This window comes from Curtobacterium sp. PhB25 (genome assembly GCF_004365375.1).
Classification (GTDB): Bacteria; Actinomycetota; Actinomycetes; order Actinomycetales; family Microbacteriaceae; genus Curtobacterium.
In genome coordinates this window covers 853,116-879,010 of the sequence record NZ_SODR01000001.1, presented here as the reverse complement: position 1 = coordinate 879,010, position 25,895 = coordinate 853,116, and the positions used below count along the sequence as shown (strand labels likewise).

Genomic DNA, 25,895 nt, shown 5'->3' with positions numbered 1-25,895 from the left:
GTCGCTCACGCCGAGTCTCGCGGCTGGCCGCGGGGCGGACGGGAAGCCCGTGGCTGCGTTGCCGCGGGACTCCCGTCCGCCATCGCGAAAGCGACAGATCCCTGCGGAACGTTCGCGGGAATCTGTCGCTTTGGCGGAACTGGCGGGACTGGCGGTGCGGCTACCGGCGTCGGGTCGCGTCCTCGACCTCGCCGACGAGCTCCTCGAGGATGTCCTCGAGGAAGAGCACGCCGAGGGTCCGGCCATCGGCGTCGAACGCCCGCGCGACGTGGCGGCCCGCAGCCCGCATGGTGGCCAGGGCGTCCTCCAGGTCCATCTCCGTGTAGAGCGAGATGAGCTGGCGGATGCGCTTCGGCGGCACCGGGTCGTCGAACTCGTCCGGCCGCAGGTCGATGACGTCCTTCACGTGCACGTAGCCCGTGGGGGAGCCGTCCTCGCCGACGAGCACGTACCGCGAGAACCCGCGCTGCGCCACCGCACGCTCGACGTCCGCCGGGGTGGCGTCCTCGGGCAGGGTGACGAGCTCGGCCATCGGCACGGCGACGTCGCGGACCTTCTTCTCGGTGAACTCGAACGCCAGGGCGAGCTTGCCGTCGTCGGTCAGGGTGCCCTCGCGGCGGGACTGCTCCACGATCGTCTGCACCTCTTCCACCGTGAAGGCGCTGACGGCTTCGTCCTTGGGCTCGACGCGGAACAGGCGCAGCACGGCGTTCGCGACCTCGTTCAGGCCGACGATGACCCAGTGCAGGCCGTGGCCGATGTACCAGAGCGTCGGCACGAGCAGCAGCGCTGCGCGGTCCGGCATCGAGAACGAGATGTTCTTCGGGACCATCTCGCCGAACACCACGTGCAGGAACGAGACGAGCAGCAGCGTGACCACGAACGCCACGGTGCCGACGACCTCGACGCTCCAGCCCGTCAGGTGCAGCGGCACCTCGAGCAGGTGGTGGATCGCCGGCTCGGAGACGTTCAGGATGAGCAGCGAGCAGACCGTGATGCCGAGCTGCGTGGTCGCGAGCATGCGGGTGGCGTGCTCCATCGCCCACAGGGTCATCTGCGCGGCCTTCGAGCCTTCTTCTGCGCGCGGTTCGATCTGGGAGCGGCGGGCGGAGATGACGGCGAACTCGGCGGCGACGAAGTACGCGTTGCCGAGCAGCAGCACGAAGAGCCAGAAGATCCCCCACCAGTCGGAGCTCATCGGGTGCTCTCCTTCGTCTCGGACCGCTTCGCGGTCTTGGTGCCGGTCTTCGTGGCCGGGATGATGATGGCGGTCGCCGCGGTGTCCGTCGGGGTCCAGCGGATGCGGTCGATCCGGCGGCCGTCCAGACGTTCGACCCGGAAGACACCGCTGTCGAGCGGGACCTCGTCACCGACGACGGGCAGGCGGCCGAGCGTCGACATGAGGAAGCCGCCGACGGTCTCGTACGGGCCGTCCTCCGGCACCTTCACGCCGGCGCGGTCCTCGAGCTCGTCGGGACGCAGCAGGCCGGGGAAGGTCAGCCAGTCGCGGGAACGGACCACGTCGATGCGCGCGCGGTCGTGCTCGTCGGAGACCTCGCCGACGATCTCCTCGATGAGGTCCTCGAGCGTGACGACCCCGGCGGTGCCGCCGTACTCGTCGACCACGATGACCATCTGGTAGCCGCGGCCGCGGACCTCGGCGAGCAGGGTGTCGCCCGGCATCGTCTCGGGCACGCGTTCGGCGTCGGTCATGAGCGCTCCGACGGGGACCTCCGGGCGCTTCTCGCGGGGGACGGCGACGGCCTGCTTGACGTGCACGATGCCGACGACGTCGTCCGCGTCCTCCTCGATGACGGGGAAGCGGCTGAAGCCGGTCTTGCGGGCGAGGGCGATGACGTCCTGCGCGGACTCGGACACCCGGATGGTGGAGAGCCGCGGGCGCGGCGTCATGACGTCGCTGGCGCTGAGCTCCGAGAACGAGATCGTCCGCTGGAGGAGCGTCGCGGTGTCCTGCTCGAGCGACCCCTCGGACGCCGAACGGCGGAGCAGCGAGGTGAGCTCCTCGGCGCTGCGAGCACCGGACAGTTCCTCTTGCGGCTCGATGCCGATCGACCGCAGCACGGCGTTCGCGGTGCCGTTGAGCACCGCGACCGCCGGCTTGAACACGGTCGTGAAGGCGATCTGCAACGGCACGACGAGCTTCGCGGTCTGCAGCGGCAGCGCGAGCGCGAAGTTCTTCGGCACGAGCTCGCCGAGGATCATCGACAGCAGGGTCGCGATGACGAGCGCGATGATCGATCCGACGGTCTCGACGATGCCCTCGGGCAGGTTCATCGCCAGGAACGGCGCTTCGAGCAGCTTCGCGATGGACGGCTCGAGCAGGTAGCCGGTGAGCAGCGTGGTCAGCGTGATGCCGAGCTGCGCACTGGACAGGTGCGTCGAGGTGACCTTCAACGCCCCGATGACGGGTGCCAGGCCCGGCTCACCGCGGTCACGACGCGCTTCGACGTCGGCGCGGTCGAGGTTGACCAGCGCGAACTCGGACGCGACGAAGACCCCGGTGCCGAGTGTCAGCAGGATGCCGCCGACGAGCATGACGATGTCGATCGGACTCATGATTCACCCCCGTCCGCGCACGGGGATGACGTGCAGCTCACCGAGTGAGCGGCGGATGAGTGAGGCGAAGAACTATTCGGGGGATCGTCCACAGTGCTGCCAATCGTACTGCCTGCCCGAGGGGCCGACCGAGAATCCGTTCAGGAAGGCCGCGCGTCTACGCCGTGACCCGCGCGCGGTGGTACTGCTGCGGCTCGTAGTCGACGGTCACGCCGAGCTCGACGGCCACGCGCAGCGGGAAGCCCGGGTCGCGCAGGAACTCGCGGCCCACCATCACCACGTCGGCCTGGCCGGTCGCGACGATCTGCTCGGCCTGGAAGCCCTCGGAGATCATGCCGACCGCGATGGTGCCGATGCCGGCGTCGCGCTTGATCGCCGCGGCGTGCGGCACCTGGTAGCCGGGGCCGACCGGGATCGGCGCGCTCGCGACGCTGCCGCCGGTCGAGACGTCGGCCAGGTCCGCGCCGTGCTCCGCGGCCCACCGAGCGACATGCGTTGTCTCGTCGAGCGTGACCCCACCGTCCACCCAGTCGGTCGCCGAGAACCGCACGACGATCGGGAAGCCCTCGCCGACCTCGGCACGGACGGCGTCGAGGACCTCGAGCAGCGCCCGGGCACGGTTCTCGAGCGACCCGCCGTACTGGTCGGTGCGGTGGTTGCTCAACGGCGAGAGGAACTGGTGCAGCAGGTACCCGTGGGCGGCGTGGATCTCGACCAGGTCGAACCCGGCCTCGACGGCGCGGCGAGCGGACTGCGCGAACGCCAGTGCGACGACCCGGATGTCCTCGGTCTCCAGCTCGCGCGGGACCGCGTAGCCGTCGAAGGCCACGGCGGACGGGGCGACGGTGGACCAGCCGCCCTGGTCGACGGGGACCGAACCGTGCGTGGACTCCCACGGGCGGAACGTCGACGCCTTGCGGCCGGCGTGCGCGAGCTGGACACCGGCGGCAGCGCCCTGCGCGTGCAGGAAGTCGACGATCGGCTTGAAGGCATCGCGCTGCTGGTCGTTCCAGAGCCCGAGGTCCTGCGGGCTGATCCGGCCTTCCGGCACCACGCCGGTCGCATCGACGACCACCGCACCGGCACCGCCCTTGGCGAAGCCGCCCAGGTGGACGAGGTGCCACGCGGTCGGCACGCCGTCCTGCTCCTCGGCCGAGTACTGGCACATCGGGGAGACCCAGATGCGGTTGCGGACCGTCAGGTCGCGGATGGTGATCGGCTCGAACAGGGCGTGCGTCACGCGGGACTCCTCAGGGGACGGGCGCCGGCTCGGCCGCGAGTTCCGTCAGGAACGACCGCAGTGACGCCGACGACGTGTAGTGGTGGCCGACCGCCCCGATCGCTTCCGCGCCGGTGGCGTTCTCGGCCCTGTTGTCCACGAACACCATCTGCTGCGGCTCGATTCCCAGACGTGCGCACGTGTCGCGGTAGATGGATGCGTCGGGCTTCAGGACGTGCTCCTCGGCGCTCACCACCACCGTCTCGAACAGCGAGCCCATCGGGGAGCGTCGGTACGGGTCACCGAAGTCGAAGCCGGCGTTCGACAGCAGCGCCACCCGGGTCCCCGCGTCGTGCAGCTCCTCGACGATCGCCAGGGTCTCCGGTTCGACCTCGAACCACCCGGTGAAGTCGACCGCCCAGAACCGGTGGATGTCGGTGATGCTCCAGGTCCGCCCGACGCGCTCGCCGATCGCCCGCCAGTACGCCACCACGGACAGGTCGCCGCGGTCGAGGTCGTGGCGGAGCTCCTGGTAGGAGGGGAACAGTTCGTCGGCGGGCACCCCGGTCAGCTCGACGAGGGCGTCGCGCGACGCGTGCGGCGTCCGGCTGATCACCTCGCCGTAGTCGAAGACCACCACGCGACCAGGCAGGAACAGGCTCATGCGCTCCACCGTAACGTGGGGCCGGTGAACGACTTCGTGCCCGTCCAGCCGTCCGATGCCGCCGCGTGGGTCACCGCGCCGACGGGGGAGTCCACCAAGTACCGCCGCGGGGTGCTCGGCATCGCGACCGGCTCCGACCAGTACCCGGGTGCCGCGGTGCTCGGGGTCGACGCCGCGATCCACACCGGTGTCGGCATGGTCCGGTACGTCGGGCCGTCGCGGGCGTCGGACCACGTCCTGGCGCGTCGCCCCGAGTCCGTCGCCGGCGTCGGTCGGGTGCAGGCCTGGCTCGTCGGCTCAGGAATCTCGGCGTCATCGCTCGGTGACCTGGACGACACGACCGCCTCGGCCTTCACGCACGCTTCGGACGACGGCGTCCCGGTCGTGGTCGACGCGGGCGCGATCCCGCTCGTCGACCTCGGCCCGCTCGCCGTCCTGACCCCGCACGCGGGGGAGCTCGCGTCGTTGCTCGGCGTCTCCCGCGAGTCGATCGAGCAGGACCCGGCCGCAGCAGCGCTCCGTGCCGCCGCGCAGACCGGCAGCGTCGTCCTGCTCAAGGGCGAGCGCACGCACGTGGTCACGCCCGACGGGTCGGTCCGGTTGGTGGCGTCGTCGGCGACGCCGTGGCTCGCCGCCGCCGGTGCCGGGGACGTGCTCGGCGGGGTGCTCGGCGCGCTCGTGGCGTCGCGGCAGGGCTCCGTCGAGGCTGCGGGGTCGTCCCTGACGCCGTCGGACCTCGCGCACCTGGCCGCGTCGGCCGCGGTGGTGCACGGGCTCGCGGCGCGGCGGGCCTCCGGTGGCGGGCCGTTCCCGATGACCGGGCTCATCGCCGAGCTGCCCGGGGTCGTGCGGGACCTGGTCATCGACGGCGACGCGCGCGGGTAGCGGTCGGTGCGCGTGCACCTTCCGACGATCCACGAGGTGATCGACGCGTGTTCTGTCGGAAGATGCGCACGCAATGGGTACGTGCGCATGTTCCGACGGGACACCGCGGGTTCGACAGGTGGAAGGTCGCAACATGCGCACGCATGCGTGCGCGGGCGCGGCCTGGGACGCGAGCAGGGGACGGACGGGAGGCCCGTGGCGGGGCCGCCACGGGCCTCCCGTCCGCCTGTCGCGCACGTCACGGGCGTGACGCGCGTCGCGGACGTCAGCTCGCGGGGGTCGCGTGCACCAGGAACTCGACCGTGCCGGAGTCGTCGACCTTCACGAAGCCGAGGCTCGGCGCCTGCACGCCGTAGTCCGAGAACGTGACCGGGATCGAGCCGGAGATGTCGACGCCGTCGCCGTTCAGGCCGACCTGCAGGTCGGCGGTGACGTCCTTCGTGACGCCGTGCAGCGTGAGCTTGCCGGCAGCGGTGACCTTCGTCGTGTCCGAGCCGCTCGGGACCGCGTCGGCGATCGGCTCGGTGAGTTCGAACGTGGCCTCGGGGAAGGCGGCGGTGTCCATCGCGGAGTCGCGGAAGTAGGAGTCGCGCTGGTCGGAGTCGGTGGCGATGTCGGCGACCTGCACCGTGATCGTCGCCTTCGTGATGCTCGTGCCGTCGACGGTGGCGCTGCCGGAGACGCTGTCGGTGCGGCCGGTGACGGTGACGTCGGAGCCGTTGAGGACCTCGTGCAGGCGGTATCCGGCCTCGGAGTCGCCGCCGACCGTCCACGCGCCGGACAGGTCGGAGTCGTCGAGGGTGGAGGCCTCGCGGCTGGCGGCCACGGACGGTGCCGCCGACGCCTTCGCGTTCTCGTTGCTCGTGTAGACGTTCGTCGCGACGATCGCCCCGATGACGCCGAGCACGACGACGGCGGCGATGACGGAGATCCAGATGACGGCCTTGCGGCGCCCGCGCGGGGTTTCGGTGGTCACGAGCAAGACGGTGACACGTCATGGTTGGGGGAGCCTGGGATTCTCAGCCGGTTCGGGTGCGCTCGCTGCGGGTTCGGGTGCGCTCCCTGCCGGTACGCTCGTTCGGTGCGCAGGACCGGGAACCCGTGGATCGAACGCGTCGGGTTCGTCCTGGCGTTCGCCGCCGTGCACGCGGCGCTGTGGTGGCTGACCGCGATCTCGGCGAACCTGCCGCTCGGCGACGTCACCATCACCTACAGCCGGTGGATCGAGACCGGGCGGAGCGCGGACTTCTGGGTCGGGATCGACGGCGAGTGGGTCTACCCGATCCTGGCGATCGTGCCGATGGCCGCCGCAGCACTCGGTGGGATCGCGTCGATCGGCTCTGGGTGGCTGCTGCTGATGGTGCTGCTCGACGCCGTCGCGTGTGCGTTCCTGTGGCGGTTCCGGGCGCGCGGTGCGTTCGGCTCGCGTGCGGACGGCTCGTCGTCGCGTGGCGTGCGGGTCGTGTGGTGGTGGCTCGCGTTCCTGCTCGCACTCGGGCCGATCGCGCTCGGTCGCATCGACACGGTGGCGACGGTGTTCGCGCTGGTCGGGGTGGCCTTCGTCGCCTCGCGGCCGGCGGTCGCCTCGGCGCTGTTCACCGCCGGTGCGTGGACGAAGGTCTGGCCGGCCGCCCTCGTCGCCGTGCTGCTGCTCCTGCGCAAGGGGCACCGCCGCGGTGTGCTGGCCGGTGCCCTCGTGCTCAGCGCGCTCATCGTGCTCGTCGACGTGCTCTGGGGCGGAGCGCCGTACCTGCTGTCGTTCATCGGGGAGCAGACCGGTCGGGCGCTGCAGATCGAGTCACCGCTCGCGACGCCGTTCATGTGGGCGGCAGCGTTCGGGGCTCCCGGTGCGGCCGTGTTCTACAACCAGCAGATCCTGACGTTCGAGGTCTCCGGGGCCGGCACGCACGCCGCTGCCGCGGTCTCGACGCCGCTGATGGCCCTCGTGGTCGTCGCCGGTGTCGTGCTCGCGCTGTGGGCCGCACGCCGTGGCGCCCGTCGGGCCGAGCTCGCTCCCGTGCTCGCGCTGCTGTTCGTCGCCACGCTCATCGCCACCAACAAGGTCGGGTCGCCGCAGTACATCGGGTGGCTCGCCGTGCCGATCGTGTGGGGACTGGCCGCCGGGACGCCGAGTGTGCGCCGGTTCGTGCCGATCGCGATCGCCGCGCTCCCCACCGCCGTGCTGACGCAGCTGATCTACCCGGCCTACTACGACCAGGTGCTCACGCTGCAGCCGTGGATGCTCGTGGTGCTGACGCTGCGGAACGTGCTCGAGGTGGCGATCCTGGCGTGGACCGTGGTCGAGCTGGTGCGGATGGGCCGGGGCGCGGGCAGGATGGACGCATGATCGTCGCCTTCTCCGTTGCTCCGTCCGGTGGTCCCTCCGAACAGGCGGACGGCTCCGTGCACGACGCCGTCGCCGCAGCCGTGCGGGTGGTCCGTGAGAGCGGCCTGCCGAACCGCACGTCGTCGATGTTCACCGAGCTCGAGGGGGAGTGGGACGAGGTCATGGACGTCGTCAAGCGCGCCACCGAGGCCGTGGGCGTCTACGGCACGCGGGTGTCGCTCGTGCTCAAGGCCGACATCCGACCGGGGCACACCGGCGAGATCGACGGCAAGCTCGAGCGGCTCGAGGCTGCGCTCGGCGAGTAGCGCTGAACCCGCTGGCGCGCGCTGCGGCTGCAGCGCTCAGCGCTTGTCGCGCCGCCGTGCCCGGGTCCGACGGCGGGGGTCCGGTCCGAGCACCACGAACACCGTCAGCAGCGCGATGCCGGCGAGCACCGCGATGAGCACGATGACCATGCCCATCGGGTCGGTGGCGTCCTCGCAGTTCACGGGCGCGCCGGCGCGGCACGAGGCGAGCACGGTGGCGGCGAGGGTCACGTGCTCATTGAACAACGAGGGCCCGCGCGACACGCCGACGCCCTCCCTCGGATGTCGGTGGTCGGGTGTCTCATGGCCCGTGTCGAGCCACATCCGGTGGCCCCGAGACGACGAGGAGCGCGTGATGACCCACGACGGCTGGTGCCCCGACTGCGACCTGCGAACGGTCGTCATCGACACGGACGAACAGGGCGAGAACGCCTGGGCCACGTGCGCCGAGTGCGGCGCCGGTTGGACGCACCGCGACGAGCTGCCCGATCTCACACCCGCGTCGACGCGTCCCGCCCACACGGAGCGCCAGGCGGCCTGACCCGGTTCACCTCGGGTACGACCGGGCAAGCCCGGTGCGACCCGTGCTGGCCGCGCACGGCGACTTCCGTTCGGCCGTTGGAGCGGTCTACACTGCTCGGACCGGATGGTCGTCGCCACCCGGACCGTCCCGTTCGCTGCTGAACCCGGACCGGCACCCCGTTCGGGCGTGGCCGCGCTGCCGATCGGCACGTGGACCGCGACGACCGCGGGACGCCTCCGTCACCACCGTCGCCCAGGCGACACCGTCCAGCCGACACCCCGATCCGACGCCGCCCGTGCAGGACGTCGTCCGAGAACAGGCCCCATGTCACAGCTCACGCCTGCGCGTCGCACCGCCGCGCTCATCTCGCTCGCCCTCGGCGGCTTCGCCATCGGGTCGACCGAGTTCGTCGCGATGGGCCTGCTGCCGAACATCGCGCAGGCGCTGCTGCCGCAGCAGTACGGCCTCGACCCGGATGCCGGCATCGCGCACGCGGGCTGGCTCGTCAGCGCCTACGCCCTCGGGGTCGTCGTCGGTGCTCCCACCATCGCGGCGATGTCGGCGAAGTTCCCGCGCAAGGGCCTGATCCTCGTGCTGCTCGTCGGGTTCGTCCTCGCGACGATCGCGAGCGCGCTCCTGCCGTCGTTCGGACTGGTGCTCGTCGCCCGCTTCGTCGCCGGCCTGCCGCACGGCGCCTACTTCGGCATCGCCTCGATCGTCGCGGGCGACATGATGGGCCCGGGCAAGCGCGGCAAGGGCATCGCGATGGTGCTGCTCGGACTGTCGGTCGCGAACGTCGTCGGTGTCCCCGCGATCACCTGGGTCGGCCAGCTCGCCGGCTGGCGGATCGCCTACGGCGTCGTCGCCGCATTGTTCGCGCTCACGTTCCTCGCCGTCGCGGCCTTCGTGCCGAAGAGCGCCCGTGACGAGCACGCGACGATCGGCCGGGAGCTCCGCGCCTTCCGCGTGCCGCAGGTCTGGATCGTGATGGGCCTCGGCGCCGTCGGGTTCGGTGGGTTCTTCGCCGTCTACTCGTACATCTCCCCGCTCGTGCAGCACGTCACCGGCATGCCGGAGTCGTTCGTGCCGATCGTCCTGGTGGTCGTGGGCATCGGCATGGTCGTCGGTGGTGTGCTCGGCGGACACCTCGCCGACCACAGCGTGAAGCGCACGATCTACTTCGGCATGTTCTCGCTCATCGGCGCGCTGCTGCTCACGGTGCTGACCGCGCAGTGGCTCTGGGGCATGCTGCTCGGCGCCTTCCTGCTCGGTGCGACCTCGTCGGCGATCCCGCCGGCGGTGCAGTCCCGCCTGATGGACGTCGCCGGCGACGCCCGGACGATCGCCGCGGCGCTCAACCACTCGGCGTTCAACATCGGCAACTCGCTCGGCGCAGCACTCGGCGGTGCGGTCATCGCTGCCGGCTTCGGGTTCGTCGCACCGGGCTGGCTCGGCATCGTCCTCGCGCTGCTCGGTGTCCTCGTCACGATGTTCAGCTACTCGGTCGAGCGTCGCACCACGCGCCGTGCCGCGCTGCGCTCCCCGTCGCCGAGCACCGGCCCGATCACCGCGCCGGTCCCCATCCACTGATCGCGCGCAGGCGCCGCCAGCGCGGTTCGCGAAAGCGACAGTCTGCCGCGAACTGTTCGCGGCAGACTGTCGCTTTCGTGGAACGGACCGCCGGCATCGGCGGCACCGTGTCGCTGTGGCGGGACAGACCGCAGGCCGGTCCCCATCCACTGACCGCGCGCAGTGGGCGTGCCCACGCACCGGACGGGAGGCCCGTGGCGACGCCGCCACGGGCCTCCCGTCCGACGTGGTGTGCGGCAGACCGCCCATGGTGAGCAGAAATGGTCGGGTCCCGTGATGGGACCCGACCATTTGTGCTCACGAAGCGAGTGCGCGCGCGCCGCGCTACAGGCCCAGCGGGCCGCCGTCCTGCACGATGATGCCGTCGGTGATCGCCCGCTTCCGGAGCGCCACCTTCGTGCCCACGTCGAAGCCCGCGACGCGGTACTTCTCGCGGATGCGCTTGAGGTAACTCTTCGCGGTCTCCTCGGAGATGCCGAGCTGGTACGCGACGCTCTTCACGGGCTCGCCACCGCCGTACAGGGCCATCACGCGGCGCTCCTGGGCGCTGAGCTTCGGGACGCCACCGACGTCGCCGCTGTTGATGGCCAGGTCGAGCTCGGCGGAGACGTACTGCTCGCCGCGCTGGGCGGAGCGGATCGCCTCGACGATCATGTCGGCGTCCTCGCTCTTCACCAGGTAGCCGAGTGCGCCGGCCGCCAGGGCCTCGCGCACGACGTTCGGCTCCGAGTAGGTGCTCATCACGACGGTCTTCACACCGGCGGTCTTGAGCGTCGAGATCTTCAGCGACACCGGGATGGAGTCCTTGAGGTCCAGGTCGAGCAGCACCACGTCCACCGGGAACGCCGGGCTCGTCAGGAGCTCGGGCCAGGTCGTGACCGCGGCCACCAACGTGATGTCGTCGGCGGCGCTCCGGATCCACTCCGTGAGCGCGCCGAGGAGCATCCTGTGGTCGTCGACCAGTGCGAGTCGGATGGGTTCCTCTGGAGTCGCCATGCGGGCGTCCTTTCTCGGGGGCAGTTCGTGCCCGATCCTAGGAGGGAGGGGCACGTGGCACGGGCAGGCTGTCCGGGTGTCCGGCAGCTACATCGACGGATGTCGGTCCACGACGCAGTGGGCGACGATGTGGAGCGCGCCGTCGCGGACGGTCTCGGTGTACGGACCGATGCGCTGCAGGGCACTCCAGGCGGTGGGGCCGAGGCGTCGGCGCTGGACGCCGCGGGACTCGATCACGACCGGCACGTCCATCCGCTCGTCGGTGACGGGGTGGCCGTCGGACCCGACCGGGCCGAGCGTGACCGAGACGACCGGCAGGCCTGGGGTGGCGGTGCGGCCGTCGCCGACCATCTGCCACAGAGCCTGCAGCAGTCCGTCGCGCTGGGCGGGCGAGAGGTGTCCGGCGAGGGCGCCCGGATCGGCGACGCTCACCGAACGCCCGAGGTGGTCGGACTCCGTGATCGCGTGGTAGAGCCAGGTCTCGCGTCGGCCCTCGATGAGGTGCAGGCGGAGCTCGGTCGCGAGTGAGGCCGCGACGGAGCTCGAGGCGTCCGACAGCGGCAGGGGATCGGTGCCGTTCGCGACGGCGTCGAGCAGCTTCTCGGCGGCCAGGTCGAGTCGGGCGAGCTCGTCCGAGGCGAGCATGCCGACGGCGAACTGCGGCGCCTGCACGTTGCTCTGCACGAGCACCCGGTCGAGTTCCCGCTGCACGAGCTGCCGGAACCGCTGCACGACGTACAGGGCGATCGACGGCGGCACGACGACCAGGGCCAGCAGGGACACGATGCCCGGCAGCGTGTCGTTGGTGATCGGGGTCGACGCGACGCTCATGCCGACGAAGGCCAGACCGAGGACCGCGATGGCCGCGGCGACCTCGCGGGCGGGTCGGAGCGTCGCGATCGGCAACAGGGCGAACCCGGCGGCGATCGACGCCGACGCCGTGTGCGCGATGTCGTGCTCGGGCCAGATGCCGATGAAGTCGAGGGTCACGACGCAGGCGAGCACGACGCAGATCAGCACGAAGGCCAGCCCGGTCAACCGCTCGCCGTAAGTCAGCACGCTCAGGCCGACACCGACCGCGGCGACGATGTAGAGCATCCAGGCGGCTGCGGGCAACCACGGGTCGGAGAAGTCGGACCAGCGGACCAGGAAGTACACGATGCCGGAGACGGCCTCGATCGCGGTGAGCACCGCGGCGCCGAGGCCGAGGTACCCGGCTCCGAGCGAGGCACCGGGCTTGGCGGCCTGGCGGAGCGACCGTGCGCCGGTCGAGGTCGAGGGGAGCCCGCGGGCCTGCCGACGCTCGCTGGTGCGGTAGCGCTCGCGCGCCTCGCGGCGGGTGCGGGGCGGCTGCTGGCCGGTCGACTCGCCGGGCAGGCCTCGGCTGATGGTGTCCTCGGGGACCCGGGTCATCGCGGTGCCTCCAGGACGACGGTGGTGCCGGAGCCCGGCGCGGAGAACAGCTTCGCGTCGCCGCCGACCTCGCGCAGGCGGCTCACGACGCTCTCCTTGAAGCCGAGTCGTTCGGCGCTGACGGTGGTCAGGTCGAACCCGACGCCGGAGTCCGTGACCATGGCCCGCACCATGTCGTTGTCGTGGACGATCGTGACGTGCGCCTCGCCGACACCGGCGTGCCGGCGGACGTTCTCGAGGCACTCGCCCAGCGCCAGCAGGAAGGCGTCGAGCACGTGCGACGGCAGCAGCACCTGGCCGGTGCCGTGCCAGCTGACCTCGAGGCCCATCCGCCCGAAGCGCTGCTTCACCGACTCGAGGGTCTGGCCGAGCGGCGACTCCTCTTCGCGGGTGAGCGAGTAGTCGCCCGACTGCGACGGCTGCGGGGTCGCGCCGAGTCGCAGGTGGCGCAGGAGTCTGGCGTCCTCGGCGGCCTGCTCGCGCATGGCCTGCTCGGAGACCCCGACGCCGGAGTGGGCGAGGAGCGTGAGCGTCGCGAGGACCGTGTCGTGCAGCAGCCGAGCACCCTGCCGCCGCTGCGCCTCGGTCTCGCTGGCCTGGCGTTCAGCGCGGTGCGCGGTGCCGATGCTGTAGATCCGTCGGGCGACGCGGGGGATGCTGCGCGAGATCCACACGGCCACGACCGCGATGAGCACCCAGCCGAGCAGGGCGCCGCTGACGGGCGTCGACAGGAGCCCGCCGGTGGCCCACACCATCACGACGACGACGATCGCGCCGGTGCCGATCGTGAGTCCGAGGCCGAACGGCTGGCCGCGCTGCGCCATCAGCGGGGCGGACAGCGAGCCGCCCGCGAGCGGCATGACGGCGCTGGCGACGAGCGGGCGGACCGACTCGTCCACGCCGGAGAACAGCAGCGCGAGCGAGGCGAGGCCCGTGACGAGGATCGCGGCGGTCCACCACACGGTGCCACTGCGCCCGAAGAACACGAACGCGGCGACCATCGCGGCGATGCACAGCAGGGCGCCCACGAGCGGCAGGGCGGAGACCGCGGCGGCGGAGACCACGCCGACGACGCTGATGAGCGCGCAGACGATGCCCACGACACGGGTCGTCGCCCGCAGCAAGCGGTCGCGTTCCTGTGCGATGAATTCCATCGATGTCCTGGTTGGTGACGAGCTGGTGTGACGGGTCGTGCGGGGAAACCGAGCCTCGTTCAGTCCGGGCTCGCAGCCATCCAACCACGGGCGACACCCGTTGGGGGGTGTTCGGCGCGCCGTGCCGCGCGTGCCGCTGCCCCGGTGCGTGCCGCCGCGGGTGGCGTGCGTGCCGCCGCCGCCCCGGTGCGTACCGCCGCCGCCCCGGTGCGTGCCGCCGCCCCGGCGCGCCGTGTCGCGCTCAGCCGTCGAGCAACCGCCGCAGGTGCGCGCCGACCTGCTCGTGCTCGATGAGGAACCCGTCGTGCCCGAACTCGCTCTCGATCACCGCGGCCGTGTCACCGTCGAGCGTGTCCGGCACCCCCGCGGCGATCCGGTGCTGGTCCTCGATCGGGAACAGTCGGTCGCTCGAGATCCCCACGACGAGCGTGCGGGCCGTCACGAGTTCGAGCGCGGCAGCGACACCGCCCCGCCCGGCCCCGACGTCGTGGGAGTCCATCGCATGCGTGAGCGTGACGTACGACGACGCGTCGAAGCGCCGGGTGAACTTGTTGCCGTGGAAGTCGAGGTAGCTCTCGACCGAGAACCGCCCGTCGTCGCCGAGCGGGGACACGTCGCTCTGCCACGACCGGGCGAACCGGCCGTTCAGCTCGTCGGACGCCCGGTAGGTCATCAACGCCATCCGCCGCGCGAGCGCCAACCCGCGGTGCGGGCCTTCGCCGGCGTCGGCCTCGTAGTAGTCGCCGCCCGCGAACGCCGGGTCCATCTGGATCGCCGAGCGCTGCAGGGAGTTCGCCGCGATCTGGTCCGCCGTGGTCTGCGCCGTCGATGCCAGCACCGCCAGCCGCTGGACGCGTGCGGGGTGCGACACCGCGAACTCGAGGGCGTGCATCCCGCCCATCGACCCGCCGACGACGGCCGCGAACACGTCGATGCCGATCCGGTCGGCGAGTTGGCGCTGCACCTCGACCTGGTCGCGCACGGTGACGAACGGGAACCGCGAGCCCCACTCGACCCCGGTGGGTGCCACCGACGACGGCCCGGTCGTGCCCTGGCAGCCGCCGAGCATGTTGGGCGCGATCACGAACCAGCGGTCGGTGTCGATCGCCAGGCCGGGTCCGACGACGTCGCCCCACCAGCCGGCGGTGCGGTGCCCCGGACCGGGTGCGCCCGAGACGTGCGAGTCACCGGTCAGCGCGTGGAACAGCAGGACGGCGTTGTCGCGCGCCGCGTTGAGCGTGCCCCACGACTCGTACGCCACCCGCACGGCCGGGAGCCGCCCGCCGCGCACCCACTGCTCGCCGAGGGACGCGAAGTGGCGGGCACCCGGGTGGTCCCCGGGGCGCCAGGCGCCGGTGACCGGCGGCTTGCCGATGGTGCCGAGTTCGGCGCCGGGCACCAGGGTGGACGGCACGGAGTCCTCGGGGGTCGTCTGCCAGTCCATGGTGCGTCCAGTCTGCCGGGAGGCGCGGGTCGCCGCCGCCGTGTTACGTCACGCCCACCCCGTGGCCGGGTCCCGGGCCGCGCTCGCCGTTTGCGTGCGTGCGCATGTTCCGACATCGTGCGCGTTGTTCGACTCGTGGATCGTCGCACCATGCACACGCACCGTATGCGTGCGCAACGAGCGACGTCCCACGAGTCGATCGACTCGTGGGACGTCGCAACATGCACAGGCATCGAGCGCGCCGTGCCTCGGTGCCCGGGCGGGAGGAACGCTAGGCGCGCTGCCCTTCCTGCGAGACCGCACGGGCCGCGGCGAGCCCGGCCTCGAGGTCGGCCTTCAGGTCCTCGATGTTCTCGATGCCGACGGACAGGCGCACCAGGCCCGGCGTCACCCCGGTCGTGAGCTGCTGCTCGGGCGTGAGCTGCGAGTGCGTGGTCGACGCCGGGTGGATCACCAGCGAGCGCACGTCGCCGATGTTCGCCAGGTGCGAGAACAGCTGCAGGTTGTCGACGAACGCCTTGCCCGCGGGCACCCCGCCCTTGAGTTCGAACGACAGCACGGCGCCGACGCCCTTCGGCGCGTACCGGTTCGCCGCGGCGTACCACGGCGACGTCGGCAGGCCGGCGTAGGCGACGGTCGCGACGTCCGGGTGCTGGTCGAGCCACTCGGCGATCTCCTGGGCGTTCGACACGTGGCGCTCGATGCGGAGCGACAGCGTCTCGATGCCCTGCAGGAGTGCGAACGCGGTGTCCGCCGAGTTCGACGCGCCGAGGTCGCGGAGCAGCTGCACGCGGGCCTTCACGATGTAGGCGAGCTCGTTGCCGACTGCCTCGGCGAAGACCGCGCCGTGGTACGACGGGTCGGGCGTGTTGAACTCCGGGAACTTGTCCGGGTGCTGGGACCAGGCGAACTTCCCGCCGTCGACGATGATGCCGCCGATGACCGTGCCGTGGCCGCCGAGGAACTTCGTCGCCGAGTGCACGACGATGTCGGCCCCGTGCTCGAACGGACGGATCAGGTACGGCGTCGCGATCGTGTTGTCGACGATCAGCGGGACGCCGGACTCGTGCGCGACGTCGCTGACGCCGGTGATGTCGAGGACGTTGATCCGCGGGTTGCCGATGGTCTCGGCGAAGAAGAGCTTCGTGTTCGGGCGGACGGCGCGGCGCCACTCCTCGAGGTCGTCCTGGTCCTCGACGAACGTGGTCTCGATGCCGAGCTTCGCCAGCGTGTACTTGAACAGGTTGTACGTGCCGCCGTAGATCGACGACGACGACACGATGTGGTCGCCAGCACCCGCGATGTTCAGTACGGCGTACGTCTCCGCCGCCTGGCCGGACGCCACGAGGAGTGCGCCGCTGCCGCCCTCGAGTGCCGCGATGCGCTGCTCCACGACGTCGTTCGTCGGGTTCATGATGCGGGAGTAGATGTTGCCCGGCTTGGCGAGGGCGAACAGGTCGCGGGCCTCGTCCGAGTTCGCGAAGACGTACGAGGTCGTCTTGTAGATCGGGGTGGCGCGGGCGCCCGTGGTCGGGTCCGGCTGTGCGCCGGCGTGGACCTGCGTGGTCTCGAACCGCCACTGCGCGGCGTCGTGCTCGGTCATCTTGGTGCTCCTGTCCGGTGCGGCTGGTCGTCGGGTCGCCTTGCGCTCGGCCTGGAGGCGCGGCGCGACTGTGCGTCGGGTGTCACGGTACGCAGGTGGTCGCGCTGGTACCAGCGCACCCGCCTCGGGACGTAACGCGCACGCCCGACGCACCACGGGCCTCCCGGTCGAGCCTGCGCGCTCGTCTGACGGCGGCGACCACGGGGATCGGTCGCGGCCTGCCGCGACGTCGCGCGCTGCCGACTGAGCGCAGCGAAGACGACTGCTTGCGCGGAAATGTCAATTGTCGCGACGGAACAGCCAGCCGACGTTCGGTTCGAGCAGCCAGCGCATCCCGCGCCGCACGAAGGGCTGCGCGAGGAAGAGGCTCACCGCGCAGGCGATCGCGACCATCAGGAGCACGAACGGCCACGCGGAGTGCGGACCGGCGAGCACGCCGGACTCGCGAATCGGGTAGAGCACGAACGTGTGCAGCAGGTACACGTACATCGTCGCCGCACCGAACTGCGTGAGCCAGATGTTCCGGCGGGGGATGAGCACCAGGAACGACGCGGTCAGCAGTGTCGCGAGCAGCATCAGGCCGAAGCGGACGGCGCCGGCCCACCACGCGTCCTCGCCGAGACCCGAGTACGAGTCGTCGTAGAAGAACCAGTGGTGCAGGTCGAACTCCTTGAACTGCGGGATCCACACCGCGCACGACACGGCCCACGCGGCGAACACGGCGCCGGCGGCGACGCGCACCCGGACCACGGTGCGGCGCGAGGCCTCGTACCAGCGGTCGAAGAGCCCCCACTGCTTGACCTGCCACCCGAGCAGGAAGAACGGCAGCAGGCTGATCGCACGGGACAACGAGAGCGTGGAGTCGACGTTGTCGAAGTAGCCGACGCCGATGCTGAACACGACGGCCCAGAACAACGGCCACCGCAGCTGCGCCAGGTACGGCAGGATCAGCTTGAAGATGCCGAGGGCCAGCAGGAACCACAGGGTCCAGGTCGGCTGCGTCGGGTTGAAGTCCTTGCCGCCCTCGACGATGCCCTGCACCACGGTCCAGATCGTCTGCATGATGATGTACGGCACGACGATGTCGGTGATCGTCCGGCGCATGCGCTTCGCCGTCGGGGTGTCGGCCGACGAGAAGTAGCCGCTGATCACACCGAACGCGGGCATGTGGAACGCGTAGATGAACGTGTAGAGCGCCAGGGCGTGCTCGCTCGCCGTCGTCTGGCGCTGGATCGCGTGGCCGATCACCACGAGGGTCACCGCGACGAACCGCGCGGTGTCCCACATCGGGATACGGCGCGGTGCCCGGCCGGGTTCGAGCTGCGTCGCCGGGGCCGAGGGTGCGGGAGGGGCGGCATCCGTCGTCATCGTCGGTCACGTTACCGGATCGTGACCTGGGAGGGTCGGTACGGTGGGGACCGGGGCGAGCAGTCGTCCCGACACCGGGGCGAGCAGTCGTCCCGACACCGGGGCGATCCGTTGCCCCGACACCGACGCAGGAGGCAGATCACATGGCAGCACGGCGCGCAGTCGTCACCGGAGCGAGCTCGGGCATCGGGGCGGCCACCGTCCGGCTGTTCCGTTCGCGGGGCTGGGACGTGCTCGCCGTCGCCCGCCGGGCGTCGAAGCTCGAGGCGCTCGCCGCGGAGACCGGGGCCGAGGTCCTGGTGGCGGACATCACGAGCGCCGCCGACGTCGAGGAGCTCGCCGCCCGCGTCGCCGAGCTCGGCGGCGCCGACGTCCTCGTCAACAACGCCGGTGGCGCGTTCGGCTCGGCCAGCGTCGAGGAGTCCGACGTCGACGACTGGCGGGCCATGTTCGAGGTGAACGTGATCGGTACGAAGCGCGTCGTCGCCGCGTTGCTGCCGCACCTGCGGGACCGTGCACGCGACAGCGGGGGAGCGGACATCGTCACGGTGACGAGCACGGCCGGGTTCGTGGCGTACGAGAACGGCGGCGGCTACAACGCCGCGAAGTTCGCCGAGCACGCCCTGGTCGGCGCGCTCCGGCTCGAGCTGAACGGCGAACCGATCCGCGTCGTCGAGATCGCCCCCGGCCTGGTGAAGACCGACGAGTTCGCGCTCACCCGCTTCCGCGGCGACGAGCAGAAGGCCGCTGCGGTCTACGACGACGTGCCGGACCCGCTCGTGGCCGACGACGTCGCCGAGGCGATCGTGCACGCGGTGGAACTGCCGCCGCACGTGAACCTCGACCTCGTCACGATCCGACCGGTCGCGCAGTCGGCGCAGCACAAGCTCGCGCGCGGCACGCTCACGCCGCGCTGATCGCCTGCGCAGCGCCCGGGCGGTGGCCACGGGTCGCGGGCGCGGGGTCCCTGCCGGTACCGTGGACGGATGCCGATCAGCAGCGAACCCGAGCCCACGGCCCCGGCTCAGTCGACCGTGACCGTGACGAGCGGGCCCGAGGTGCTCGGATGGCTGGAGTTCGGTGACGCCGCACGCCTGCTCGCGAAGGACGTGCTGTCCTCCGGCTTCGAGCCCGAGGTCGTCGTCGCCGTCGCCCGCGGCGGGCTGATCATCGCCGGTGCCGTGGCCTACGCGCTCGGCACCAAGGAGTGCGGCTCGATCAACGTCGAGTTCTACACCGACGTCGAGCAGCGCCTGGACGAGCCCGTCGTGCTCGCACCCGCGCTCGACGCCCCGAGCCTCGCCGGCAAGCGCGTGCTCGTCGTCGACGACGTGTCGGACTCCGGTCGGACCCTGCGCCTGGTGGTCGACATCATCCGGAACGCCGGTGCCGACGTCCGCAGCGCCTGCCTGTACTCGAAGCCCGGCACCGTCCTCGAGCCCGACCACGTGTGGCGCCGGGTCGACGGCTGGATCACGTTCCCGTGGAGCGCCCTCGCACCGGTGACGGCCGAGTCGTGAGCATCCACCTCGTCGGCGGCGGACTCTTCGCCGCCTCGGACGCCGCAGCGCCCTTCCTCGCCGAGGCCACCGCACGCTCGGCCGCCGTCGGCCGGACGGTCCCGCGCATCGCCCTGCTCTCCGTCGCCGGCCCGGACGGCGGCAGTCCGTCGTCGACCGCCGACATCGCCGAGGTGCTCGGTGGTGCCCGCGCGGCCGAGGTCGTCGTCACCGAGGTCGCGGCCGGCCAGGTGTTCGACACGACCGTCCTGAGCGACGTCGACGCGCTCGTCGTCGGTGGCGGCGTCACCCCCGACTACCTGGGCGCGATCGCCCCACTCGTCGACCAGCTTCGGCTGCTCGTCGCCGACGGCCTGCCCTACCTGGGCTACTCGGCCGGTGCGATGATCGCCGCCGACCGCGCGCTCGTGGGCGGCTGGCGCATCGGCGGCGTCGAGATCTGCCCCGAGGCAGCCTCTGAAGGACTCGACGAGGTCGAACTCCGCGAAGGGCTCGGCCTGGTCGACCTGACCATCGACGTCCACGCGGTGCAGGCCGGCACCCTCGCCCGCTTGATCGCGAGCGCCGAGGCGGAGTTCGTCACCGCCGGCCTGGCGATCGACGAGGACACCGCCCTCGTCGTCGGCGAGGGCGCGCTCGAGGTCCGGGGCACCGGCAGCGTCTGGCGGGTCATGGCCGGCGAGGAGTCGGTGGCCGTCGCCACGATGGGCGCGTAGCCGTCGTGGAACCACGACCGCTCGCCGACCTGGTCGACCCGGGCTGGGCGTCGGCGCTCGCTCCGGTGGAGGCCGACGTGCACCGCATGGGTGCCTGGCTCCGTGACGAGACAGCGGCCGGCCGCACCTACCTGCCGGCCGGCGCCGACGTGCTCCGGGCCTTCACCACGCCGTTCGACGCCGTGAAGGTGCTCGTGGTGGGGCAGGACCCCTACCCGACGCCGGGCAACCCGATCGGGCTGTCGTTCGCCGTCGACCCGGCAGTTCGTCCGGTGCCGCGCAGCCTGGCGAACATCTACAAGGAGCTCAGCGCCGACGTCGGCGTGGCCCCGCCGGCGCACGGTGACCTGCGTGCGTGGTCGGACCAGGGCGTGCTGCTGCTCAACCGTGTGCTCACGGTCCGTGCGGGCGACGCCGGCAGTCACCGCGGCAAGGGCTGGGAAGCCGTCACCGACCAGGCGGTCCGCGCACTCGTCGCCCGGGGGACCCCGCTCGTCGCCGTGCTGTGGGGCGCGCAGGCCGCGTCCGTCCGGCCGCTGCTCGGCGACACCCCGGTGGTGGCGTCGGCGCACCCGAGCCCGTTGAGTGCGTCGCGGGGCTTCTTCGGCAGCCGGCCGTTCTCGCAGGTCAACGCGCTGCTGCAGGAACAGGGCGCGGCACCGGTCGACTGGTCGCTGCCCGCTCAGTAGGCTCGGCACGTGCTCGAGGAGGAATACCAGCGACGGCGGGTCCTGCCGCGACACCTGCGTGCCCGGCCGGCGAGCGAGACCGCGTTCGAGTACCGGATCCGTGCCGCCGAGGCGAGCGACCTGCCCGACGTCCGTGAGATCCACACGCACTACGTCCGCAACTCGTCGGTGACCTTCGACCCGTCGGCGTTCACCTTCGCCCGGTGGAAGCAGCGCTACGACGACATCCGGAAGCGCAAGCTGCCCTTCCTGGTGGCCGAGAACCCCGCCGGGCAGATCCTCGGCTACGCGCTCGTGGACGCCTGGAACCCGCGCGACCGGTCGAACCGGGTGGTCGAGGACTCGATCTACCTCGGAGCGGCCTCGGGTGGCAAGGGGCTGGGCCGTGCGCTCATGGAAGCCCTGCTCGACGAGTGCCGGTCCGCCGGGGTCCGCGAGGTCGTCGCCGTGATCGCCGACCGGCAGGCCGAGGCCTCGATCCGCCTGCACGAGCGGCTCGGCTTCGAGGAGGTCGGCCGGATGGGCAAGGTCGGCTACAAGTACGACCGGTGGCTCGGCACGGTGACGATGCGCCTGCGGTTGCGCGGTCCCCGCCTCTTCGCGCGCAAGTAGCCGGTCCGTCGTCCGTCGTCGTTCGGTGCGGTCTCAGGCAGCGCCGAGGTTCCGAGATCTGCGCATCTCGGCGTGCGATCGCGCGCGTTGTGGAACCTCGACGACCAGCGCACGGCGCGTTGTGGAACCCGGGCGGCTGTCGGACGGGAGGCCCGTGGGCGCGTTGCCACGGGCCTCCCGTCCGTCGTCTGGTCGCGTCTCGGGCCGCGCCGAGGTTCCGAGATCTGCGCATCTCGGCGTGCGATCGCGCGCGTTGTGGAACCTCGACGACCAGCGCACGGCGCGTTGTGGAACCTCGACGGTCAGCGCACGGCGTGCCGCCCCGCGCCCGCCCCGCACCCCGCACACCCCGTCAGGGCCGCGGGGCCTCCGCGATGAACTCGTCGCGCGTGACGCCGACGAGCGCCGTCGTCGCGGCCGCCGCGGCGGCCCCGTCACCCGCGACGAGCGCGTGCCCGACGGCCTCGTGGCGGAGTGCTGCCTCGCGCGTCCAGCGCGTGATGGTGTCGCGCGACTCCGACGTGCGGGTGCGCAGCAGCGCCTCGACGGTGCCGGCGAAGTGCGCGAAGACGGCGTTGCCGGAGCCGGTGAGCAGGGCGCGGTGGAAGCGGACGTCGGCCTCGAGGTACGCGCGGCTGTCCTCGCGCGCGCAGGCGGCGAGCATGTCCTGCGCGGCGTCGAGGACGGCGGACGCCCCGGAGCCGCCGGCGGTGAGCGACGCTGCGACGGGTTCGACGCCGAGCCGCAGTTCGAGGAGTTCCCGCTGCTGCACGAAGTAGGCGGGCGAGGCGCCACGCCACCGGATGACCGTCGGGGCGAGCAGTTCCCACGACCCGATGCCGAGCACCTGCGTGCCGACGCGCTGCCGGGGTTCGACGAGTCCGAGCGACTGCAGGACGCGGAGCGCCTCGCGCACGACCGACCGGGACACGCCGAACTCGTCCGCCACGAGCTCGGGGCGGACCACCGTGCCGGGGTCGAGCGCACCGTCGACGATGCGCTGCCCGAGGGTGTCGAGCACGTGGGCGTGGAGTCCGCGGGCTGGGGGCATCGTTCCTCCGTGCAGTACGGGTCGCGCGATCGGCGTGACGTCGGTCCCATCGAAACGGCAGACTGCGTCCGAGGGCGGATGGCGCGCGGCGGATCGTCGTATAGTCTGATTAATCAGATTATTGAGGGTCGGCTCGCGCAGCGCCAGCTGCCCCTCGACACGAAGGCGACGGAGCCGCGCGGCAGCGGCTCCAGGAAGGGGCACCGATGCCTCACGCTCCAGTCCACCTGCTCGCCCACCCCGTGGGCACGGTCCTCGCGGCCGAGGGCGGCGGCACCGAGACCGTCGACCCGTCCGGGCCGATCCCGCAGCTGATCATCGCGGCCCTCGTCGGCATCGTCGTGATCATCGCGCTCATCACCTGGCTCAAGGTGCACCCGTTCATCGCGCTCGTGATCGGTGCCCTGGGCGTCGGCATCGGTGCGGGGCTCGCACCGGACAAGGCCGTCGTGAGCTTCGGCAACGGCTTCGGTGCGACGATGACGAGCGTCGGCATCCTGGTCGGGCTCGGGTCGATGTTCGGCAAGATGCTCGTCGACTCCGGCGCCGCCGACCGCGTGGTCGACACCCTGGTGCGCAGGTCGTCGAAGGCCGCGCTGCCGTGGACGATGGCCCTGATCGGTGCGCTGATCGGCCTGCCGATGTTCTTCGAGGTCGGCCTCGTGCTCCTCATCCCGATCATCGTGCTCGTCGCGAAGCGCAGCTCCGTGCCGATCATGAAGATCGCCGTGCCCGCCCTGGTCGGCCTGTCGACGATGCACGCGTTCGTTCCGCCGCACCCCGGCCCGCTCGTCGCGATCTCGACGGTCGGCGCGAACCTCGGCACCACGCTCGCCTTCGGCATCGTGCTGGCGATCCCGGTCATCATCCTGGCCGGTCCGGTGTTCGCCCAGTTCGCGGCCCGCTGGGTCGACATCCCCGCGCCCGACATGTTCGGGTCGCGTGGGTCGGACTCCGGCTCGGCGTCCGGTCCGCAGGACCCCGCCTCGGGCGGACGGGAGGCCCGGCGCGGCCCCGCCACGCAGGACACCGCGTCCCTTCCCAACGGCAAGAGCGACTTCACGCGCGTCATCAGCGAGCCCCGCAGCCCGTCGTTCACCGTCGCGCTCATCGGCATCCTGCTGCCCGTCGTCCTCATGCTCGCCCAGGCCGTCCGCGAGGCCACGATGCCCGACGCCGCTGGCTCGTGGGTGAGCCTGCTCGACTTCCTCGGGTCGCCGATGATCGCGATCGGCATCGCGGCGATCTACGCGATGGTCTTCTTCGCGATCGGCGGCGGCATGGACCGGTCCGCCGTGGCGAAGTCGCTCGAGAGCGCGCTGCCCCCGGTCGCCGGGGTGCTGCTCATCGTCGGTGCCGGCGGTGGGTTCAAGCAGGTGCTCATCGACACGGGCATCGGCGGGGTGATCGCCGACGCCGTGAAGGACTCCGGCGTCTCGGTGCTCCTCGTCGCCTGGGTCGTGTCGGCCCTGGTGCGCGTCGCCACCGGGTCGGCCACGGTCGCCACCGTGACCGCGGCGGGCATCATGGCCCCGATCGCCGCCGACCTGTCCACGCCGATGACCTCGCTGCTCGTGCTGGCGATCGGTGCGGGCTCGGTGTTCCTGTCGCACGTCAACGACGCCGGGTTCTGGCTCGTCAAGGGCTACCTCAACACCACCGTGGGACAGACCTTCAAGACGTGGACGGTGCTCGAGTGCCTCATCTCGGTGCTCGGTCTGCTCGGGGTGCTGCTGGCCGGGGTCTTCATCCGATGAGCGGCGACTCCGCTCTGGATGCGAGTGTCCTGGTCGTCATGGGGGTCTCCGGTTCCGGCAAGTCGACCGTCGCCGCGATGGTCGCCGAGCAGCTCGGGTGGGACTTCGCCGAGGGCGACGCCATGCACCCGCAGGCCAACGTCGACAAGATGCACGCCGGTACGCCACTGACGGACGAGGACCGCTGGCCGTGGCTCGACGTCGTCGCCGGCTGGATCCGCGGGCACCTCGACGCCGGCACCCACGGTGTCGTGACCTGCTCGGCGCTGAAGCGGTCGTACCGCGACGTGCTGCGGGCGCCCGGCGTGGTGTTCGTGCACGTGGCCGGTGACGGCGCGTTGATCGAGCAGCGCATGTCGCAGCGGTCGGGCCACTTCATGCCGATGTCGCTGCTGCAGTCCCAGCTCGCGACGCTCGAGCCGCCGCAGGACGACGAGGCGCACCTGACGATCGCGGCCAACCGCACTCCGGAGGAGGAGAGCGCCGAGGTCGTCGAGCGGCTCGGGCTCGGCGGCGGCCGCTAGCTGAACCGGATCGGGGTGCCGACGGGCAGGGCGGCGAGGGTGCGGGTCATCTCCGCCGAGATCCGCACGCACCCGTGCGAACTGCCGGTCGGGTCGGGGTAGTAGTGCAGCGCCGTCAGTGCCGCGTTGCCGCCGTACGACGGGATCCGCGACGAGTGCGCGCCGGTCAGGATGATCGGGTTGCCCTGCGTGTAGGTCACGCGGGTGTCCACGTACGCCGCTTCGACGTAGGTGGCGGTGTCGGACGGTGTGGGGTCCTCGGGGGTGCCGAGCCGGGCCGCCTCGGTCGCGGTGACCTGGCCGCTCCGGGTGACGACGGAGACCGTGCTCCGGGCGACATCGACGCGGATCATCCGGTCGGTGTCGGCGACCGTGAAGTCGGCGGCCCGTGCCCAGGCGAACGTGGCGCTCGGCGCGTCCGGGTCACCGCCGTCGCCCGGGGTGCGGTTCCGGGCCGGGGTCGAGACGAGGAGCATGCCGCCGTCGACGCCGGGCGACCGGCCCCAGACGGCGGTGGCGGCGGGCAGGTCGATCGTCGACACCCGGTGCGACAGGGTGGCCACCGGGCGGGCGCGGCTGGACGGGCTGGCGTACAGGGCCACGAGGTCGTGCCGTGGGGTGGCTATCTGCCAGGTGTCCGCGGGGCGGACGTCCCCGCCGTCGAGCAGTTCGGGGACGACGCCGTCGTGGAACGCCAACGGCAGGGCGGCGAGGGCGGCGGCCGACGGTGCTCGGGGGACGGCCGCGAGCGTCGGGGTGGGGGTCGGCGTCGGCGTCGCGGTCGGTGTGGCCCGTGCGACGTGGGTCGGGTCGGCGTCCGGCCGGTCGGCGGTCACCCCGACGACGACGGCGGCCGCGACGGCGAGCGCAGCAGCAGCCCCGACCACGGCGATCCAGCCCCTGCGTCGCATCGGCATCCCCCTGTGCTCCTGGTCCAG

General features: G+C 71.8%; 26 protein-coding genes. 12 read left to right on the top strand and 14 right to left on the bottom strand.

Features of this window, described 5'->3' with window-relative positions:
* Positions 1-160: 160 nt before the first annotated feature.
* The 4 genes from EDF51_RS04025 to EDF51_RS04010 form a co-directional block, all read right to left on the bottom strand.
* Complete coding sequence (locus EDF51_RS04025) at positions 161-1,198, bottom strand: hemolysin family protein (protein WP_134193905.1); 1,038 nt, start codon at positions 1,196-1,198, stop codon at positions 161-163.
* Positions 1,195-2,577 carry a hemolysin family protein gene (locus tag EDF51_RS04020; RefSeq protein ID WP_134193903.1) on the bottom strand — a complete coding sequence of 461 codons (1,383 nt, stop codon included), beginning with the start codon at positions 2,575-2,577 and terminating at the stop codon, positions 1,195-1,197. Before EDF51_RS04020 ends, EDF51_RS04025 begins: the two co-directional genes overlap by 4 nt.
* Positions 2,578-2,734: 157 nt before the next feature.
* A complete protein-coding gene (locus EDF51_RS04015; RefSeq protein WP_134193901.1) occupies positions 2,735-3,817 on the bottom strand; it encodes an NADH:flavin oxidoreductase/NADH oxidase in 1,083 nt (360 codons plus the stop codon).
* A 10-nt stretch (positions 3,818-3,827) separates the two neighbouring features.
* Positions 3,828-4,460 (bottom strand): HAD family phosphatase, encoded by a 633-nt coding sequence (locus tag EDF51_RS04010; RefSeq protein ID WP_131879764.1) that lies wholly within the window; start codon positions 4,458-4,460, stop codon positions 3,828-3,830.
* Positions 4,461-4,484: 24 nt separating this feature from the next.
* On the opposite strand from EDF51_RS04010, the gene EDF51_RS04005 reads away from it, so the two are divergent.
* Positions 4,485-5,345, top strand: coding sequence for an ADP/ATP-dependent (S)-NAD(P)H-hydrate dehydratase (locus EDF51_RS04005; protein ID WP_131879762.1), 861 nt, complete (start codon positions 4,485-4,487; stop codon positions 5,343-5,345).
* Between the two features lie 265 nt (positions 5,346-5,610).
* Here the strand turns inward: EDF51_RS04005 and EDF51_RS04000 are convergent, their stop codons facing one another.
* Positions 5,611-6,321: a YceI family protein gene (locus EDF51_RS04000; protein ID WP_243698084.1), complete on the bottom strand. Its 711-nt coding sequence runs from the start codon at positions 6,319-6,321 to the stop codon at positions 5,611-5,613.
* Between the two features lie 105 nt (positions 6,322-6,426).
* Here EDF51_RS04000 and EDF51_RS03995 point away from each other — a divergent pair, with 105 nt between their 5' ends.
* Together EDF51_RS03995 and EDF51_RS03990 are read left to right on the top strand one after the other, a co-directional pair.
* Positions 6,427-7,692 carry a glycosyltransferase 87 family protein gene (locus EDF51_RS03995; protein ID WP_131879760.1) on the top strand — a complete coding sequence of 422 codons (1,266 nt, stop codon included), beginning with the start codon at positions 6,427-6,429 and terminating at the stop codon, positions 7,690-7,692.
* Positions 7,689-7,997 carry a thiamine-binding protein gene (locus tag EDF51_RS03990; RefSeq protein ID WP_123294222.1) on the top strand — a complete coding sequence of 103 codons (309 nt, stop codon included), beginning with the start codon at positions 7,689-7,691 and terminating at the stop codon, positions 7,995-7,997. The genes EDF51_RS03995 and EDF51_RS03990 overlap by 4 nt, the downstream gene beginning before the upstream one ends.
* A gap of 36 nt (positions 7,998-8,033) precedes the next feature.
* Here EDF51_RS03990 and EDF51_RS03985 read toward each other — a convergent pair whose 3' ends face one another.
* Positions 8,034-8,228 carry a hypothetical protein gene (locus EDF51_RS03985; protein ID WP_123294223.1) on the bottom strand — a complete coding sequence of 65 codons (195 nt, stop codon included), beginning with the start codon at positions 8,226-8,228 and terminating at the stop codon, positions 8,034-8,036.
* Between the two features lie 124 nt (positions 8,229-8,352).
* On the opposite strand from EDF51_RS03985, the gene EDF51_RS03980 reads away from it, so the two are divergent.
* A complete protein-coding gene (locus EDF51_RS03980; RefSeq protein WP_133937107.1) occupies positions 8,353-8,538 on the top strand; it encodes a hypothetical protein in 186 nt (61 codons plus the stop codon).
* A gap of 306 nt (positions 8,539-8,844) precedes the next feature.
* Positions 8,845-10,110, top strand: a complete 1,266-nt coding sequence (locus EDF51_RS03975; RefSeq protein ID WP_123312344.1) for an MFS transporter — start codon at positions 8,845-8,847, stop codon at positions 10,108-10,110.
* Positions 10,111-10,434: 324 nt separating this feature from the next.
* On the opposite strand, the gene EDF51_RS03970 is transcribed toward EDF51_RS03975, so the two are convergent.
* The 6 genes from EDF51_RS03970 to EDF51_RS03940 all read right to left on the bottom strand — a co-directional run bounded on the left by EDF51_RS03970 (position 10,435) and on the right by EDF51_RS03940 (position 18,088).
* Positions 10,435-11,106 (bottom strand): response regulator transcription factor, encoded by a 672-nt coding sequence (locus EDF51_RS03970; protein ID WP_111086410.1) that lies wholly within the window; start codon positions 11,104-11,106, stop codon positions 10,435-10,437.
* 87 nt (positions 11,107-11,193) lie between these two features.
* Positions 11,194-12,519: a hypothetical protein gene (locus EDF51_RS03965; RefSeq protein ID WP_123339799.1), complete on the bottom strand. Its 1,326-nt coding sequence runs from the start codon at positions 12,517-12,519 to the stop codon at positions 11,194-11,196.
* Positions 12,516-13,673, bottom strand: coding sequence for an ATP-binding protein (locus EDF51_RS03960; RefSeq protein ID WP_123294227.1), 1,158 nt, complete (start codon positions 13,671-13,673; stop codon positions 12,516-12,518). The genes EDF51_RS03965 and EDF51_RS03960 overlap by 4 nt, the downstream gene beginning before the upstream one ends.
* Before the next feature lie 241 nt (positions 13,674-13,914).
* On the bottom strand, positions 13,915-15,117 hold the full coding sequence (locus tag EDF51_RS03955) for a homoserine O-acetyltransferase (protein ID WP_134193899.1): 1,203 nt from the start codon (positions 15,115-15,117) through the stop codon (positions 13,915-13,917).
* A 271-nt stretch (positions 15,118-15,388) separates the two neighbouring features.
* A complete protein-coding gene (locus tag EDF51_RS03950; RefSeq protein WP_111086406.1) occupies positions 15,389-16,720 on the bottom strand; it encodes a bifunctional o-acetylhomoserine/o-acetylserine sulfhydrylase in 1,332 nt (443 codons plus the stop codon).
* 279 nt (positions 16,721-16,999) lie between these two features.
* Complete coding sequence (locus EDF51_RS03940) at positions 17,000-18,088, bottom strand: acyltransferase family protein (RefSeq protein WP_123937729.1); 1,089 nt, start codon at positions 18,086-18,088, stop codon at positions 17,000-17,002.
* A 143-nt stretch (positions 18,089-18,231) separates the two neighbouring features.
* On the opposite strand from EDF51_RS03940, the gene EDF51_RS03935 reads away from it, so the two are divergent.
* The 5 genes from EDF51_RS03935 to EDF51_RS03915 all read left to right on the top strand — a co-directional run bounded on the left by EDF51_RS03935 (position 18,232) and on the right by EDF51_RS03915 (position 21,625).
* Positions 18,232-19,005 (top strand): SDR family oxidoreductase, encoded by a 774-nt coding sequence (locus EDF51_RS03935; RefSeq protein ID WP_133937103.1) that lies wholly within the window; start codon positions 18,232-18,234, stop codon positions 19,003-19,005.
* 69 nt (positions 19,006-19,074) lie between these two features.
* A complete protein-coding gene (locus EDF51_RS03930) occupies positions 19,075-19,608 on the top strand; it encodes a phosphoribosyltransferase (RefSeq protein ID WP_173168683.1) in 534 nt (177 codons plus the stop codon).
* Positions 19,605-20,324, top strand: coding sequence for a Type 1 glutamine amidotransferase-like domain-containing protein (locus EDF51_RS03925; protein ID WP_111086446.1), 720 nt, complete (start codon positions 19,605-19,607; stop codon positions 20,322-20,324). Before EDF51_RS03930 ends, EDF51_RS03925 begins: the two co-directional genes overlap by 4 nt.
* Positions 20,325-20,329: 5 nt before the next feature.
* A complete protein-coding gene (locus EDF51_RS03920) occupies positions 20,330-21,013 on the top strand; it encodes a uracil-DNA glycosylase (protein WP_133937101.1) in 684 nt (227 codons plus the stop codon).
* Positions 21,014-21,022: 9 nt separating this feature from the next.
* Positions 21,023-21,625 carry a GNAT family N-acetyltransferase gene (locus EDF51_RS03915; protein ID WP_123294233.1) on the top strand — a complete coding sequence of 201 codons (603 nt, stop codon included), beginning with the start codon at positions 21,023-21,025 and terminating at the stop codon, positions 21,623-21,625.
* 352 nt (positions 21,626-21,977) lie between these two features.
* On the opposite strand, the gene EDF51_RS03910 is transcribed toward EDF51_RS03915, so the two are convergent.
* Positions 21,978-22,676: an FCD domain-containing protein gene (locus EDF51_RS03910; protein WP_131846445.1), complete on the bottom strand. Its 699-nt coding sequence runs from the start codon at positions 22,674-22,676 to the stop codon at positions 21,978-21,980.
* Between the two features lie 206 nt (positions 22,677-22,882).
* Between EDF51_RS03910 and EDF51_RS03905 the strand changes: the two genes are divergently transcribed.
* Positions 22,883-24,433, top strand: a complete 1,551-nt coding sequence (locus tag EDF51_RS03905) for an SLC13 family permease (protein ID WP_208320946.1) — start codon at positions 22,883-22,885, stop codon at positions 24,431-24,433.
* Entirely contained in the window at positions 24,430-24,957 is a 528-nt protein-coding gene (locus tag EDF51_RS03900) for a gluconokinase (protein WP_133937099.1), read from the top strand. Before EDF51_RS03905 ends, EDF51_RS03900 begins: the two co-directional genes overlap by 4 nt.
* Here EDF51_RS03900 and EDF51_RS03895 read toward each other — a convergent pair.
* Positions 24,954-25,868: a L,D-transpeptidase gene (locus tag EDF51_RS03895; protein WP_133937097.1), complete on the bottom strand. Its 915-nt coding sequence runs from the start codon at positions 25,866-25,868 to the stop codon at positions 24,954-24,956. The genes EDF51_RS03900 and EDF51_RS03895 overlap by 4 nt on opposite strands.
* Positions 25,869-25,895: the final 27 nt, after the last annotated feature.

Coding starts and splice junctions, on each gene's coding strand:
- EDF51_RS03990 (WP_123294222.1), top strand. CDS start 7,689: ATGATCGTCGCCTTCTCCGTTGCTCCGTCCGGTGGTCCCTCCGAACAG.
- EDF51_RS03930 (WP_173168683.1), top strand. CDS start 19,075: ATGCCGATCAGCAGCGAACCCGAGCCCACGGCCCCGGCTCAGTCGACC.
- EDF51_RS04025 (WP_134193905.1), bottom strand. CDS start 1,198: ATGAGCTCCGACTGGTGGGGGATCTTCTGGCTCTTCGTGCTGCTGCTC.
- EDF51_RS04020 (WP_134193903.1), bottom strand. CDS start 2,577: ATGAGTCCGATCGACATCGTCATGCTCGTCGGCGGCATCCTGCTGACA.
- EDF51_RS04010 (WP_131879764.1), bottom strand. CDS start 4,460: ATGAGCCTGTTCCTGCCTGGTCGCGTGGTGGTCTTCGACTACGGCGAG.
- EDF51_RS03975 (WP_123312344.1), top strand. CDS start 8,845: ATGTCACAGCTCACGCCTGCGCGTCGCACCGCCGCGCTCATCTCGCTC.
- EDF51_RS03955 (WP_134193899.1), bottom strand. CDS start 15,117: ATGGACTGGCAGACGACCCCCGAGGACTCCGTGCCGTCCACCCTGGTG.
- EDF51_RS03935 (WP_133937103.1), top strand. CDS start 18,232: ATGGCAGCACGGCGCGCAGTCGTCACCGGAGCGAGCTCGGGCATCGGG.
- EDF51_RS03940 (WP_123937729.1), bottom strand. CDS start 18,088: ATGACGACGGATGCCGCCCCTCCCGCACCCTCGGCCCCGGCGACGCAG.
- EDF51_RS03905 (WP_208320946.1), top strand. CDS start 22,883: ATGCCTCACGCTCCAGTCCACCTGCTCGCCCACCCCGTGGGCACGGTC.
- EDF51_RS03900 (WP_133937099.1), top strand. CDS start 24,430: ATGAGCGGCGACTCCGCTCTGGATGCGAGTGTCCTGGTCGTCATGGGG.
- EDF51_RS03895 (WP_133937097.1), bottom strand. CDS start 25,868: ATGCGACGCAGGGGCTGGATCGCCGTGGTCGGGGCTGCTGCTGCGCTC.
- EDF51_RS03980 (WP_133937107.1), top strand. CDS start 8,353: ATGACCCACGACGGCTGGTGCCCCGACTGCGACCTGCGAACGGTCGTC.
- EDF51_RS03950 (WP_111086406.1), bottom strand. CDS start 16,720: ATGACCGAGCACGACGCCGCGCAGTGGCGGTTCGAGACCACGCAGGTC.
- EDF51_RS03970 (WP_111086410.1), bottom strand. CDS start 11,106: ATGGCGACTCCAGAGGAACCCATCCGACTCGCACTGGTCGACGACCAC.
- EDF51_RS03960 (WP_123294227.1), bottom strand. CDS start 13,673: ATGGAATTCATCGCACAGGAACGCGACCGCTTGCTGCGGGCGACGACC.
- EDF51_RS03910 (WP_131846445.1), bottom strand. CDS start 22,676: ATGCCCCCAGCCCGCGGACTCCACGCCCACGTGCTCGACACCCTCGGG.
- EDF51_RS03965 (WP_123339799.1), bottom strand. CDS start 12,519: ATGACCCGGGTCCCCGAGGACACCATCAGCCGAGGCCTGCCCGGCGAG.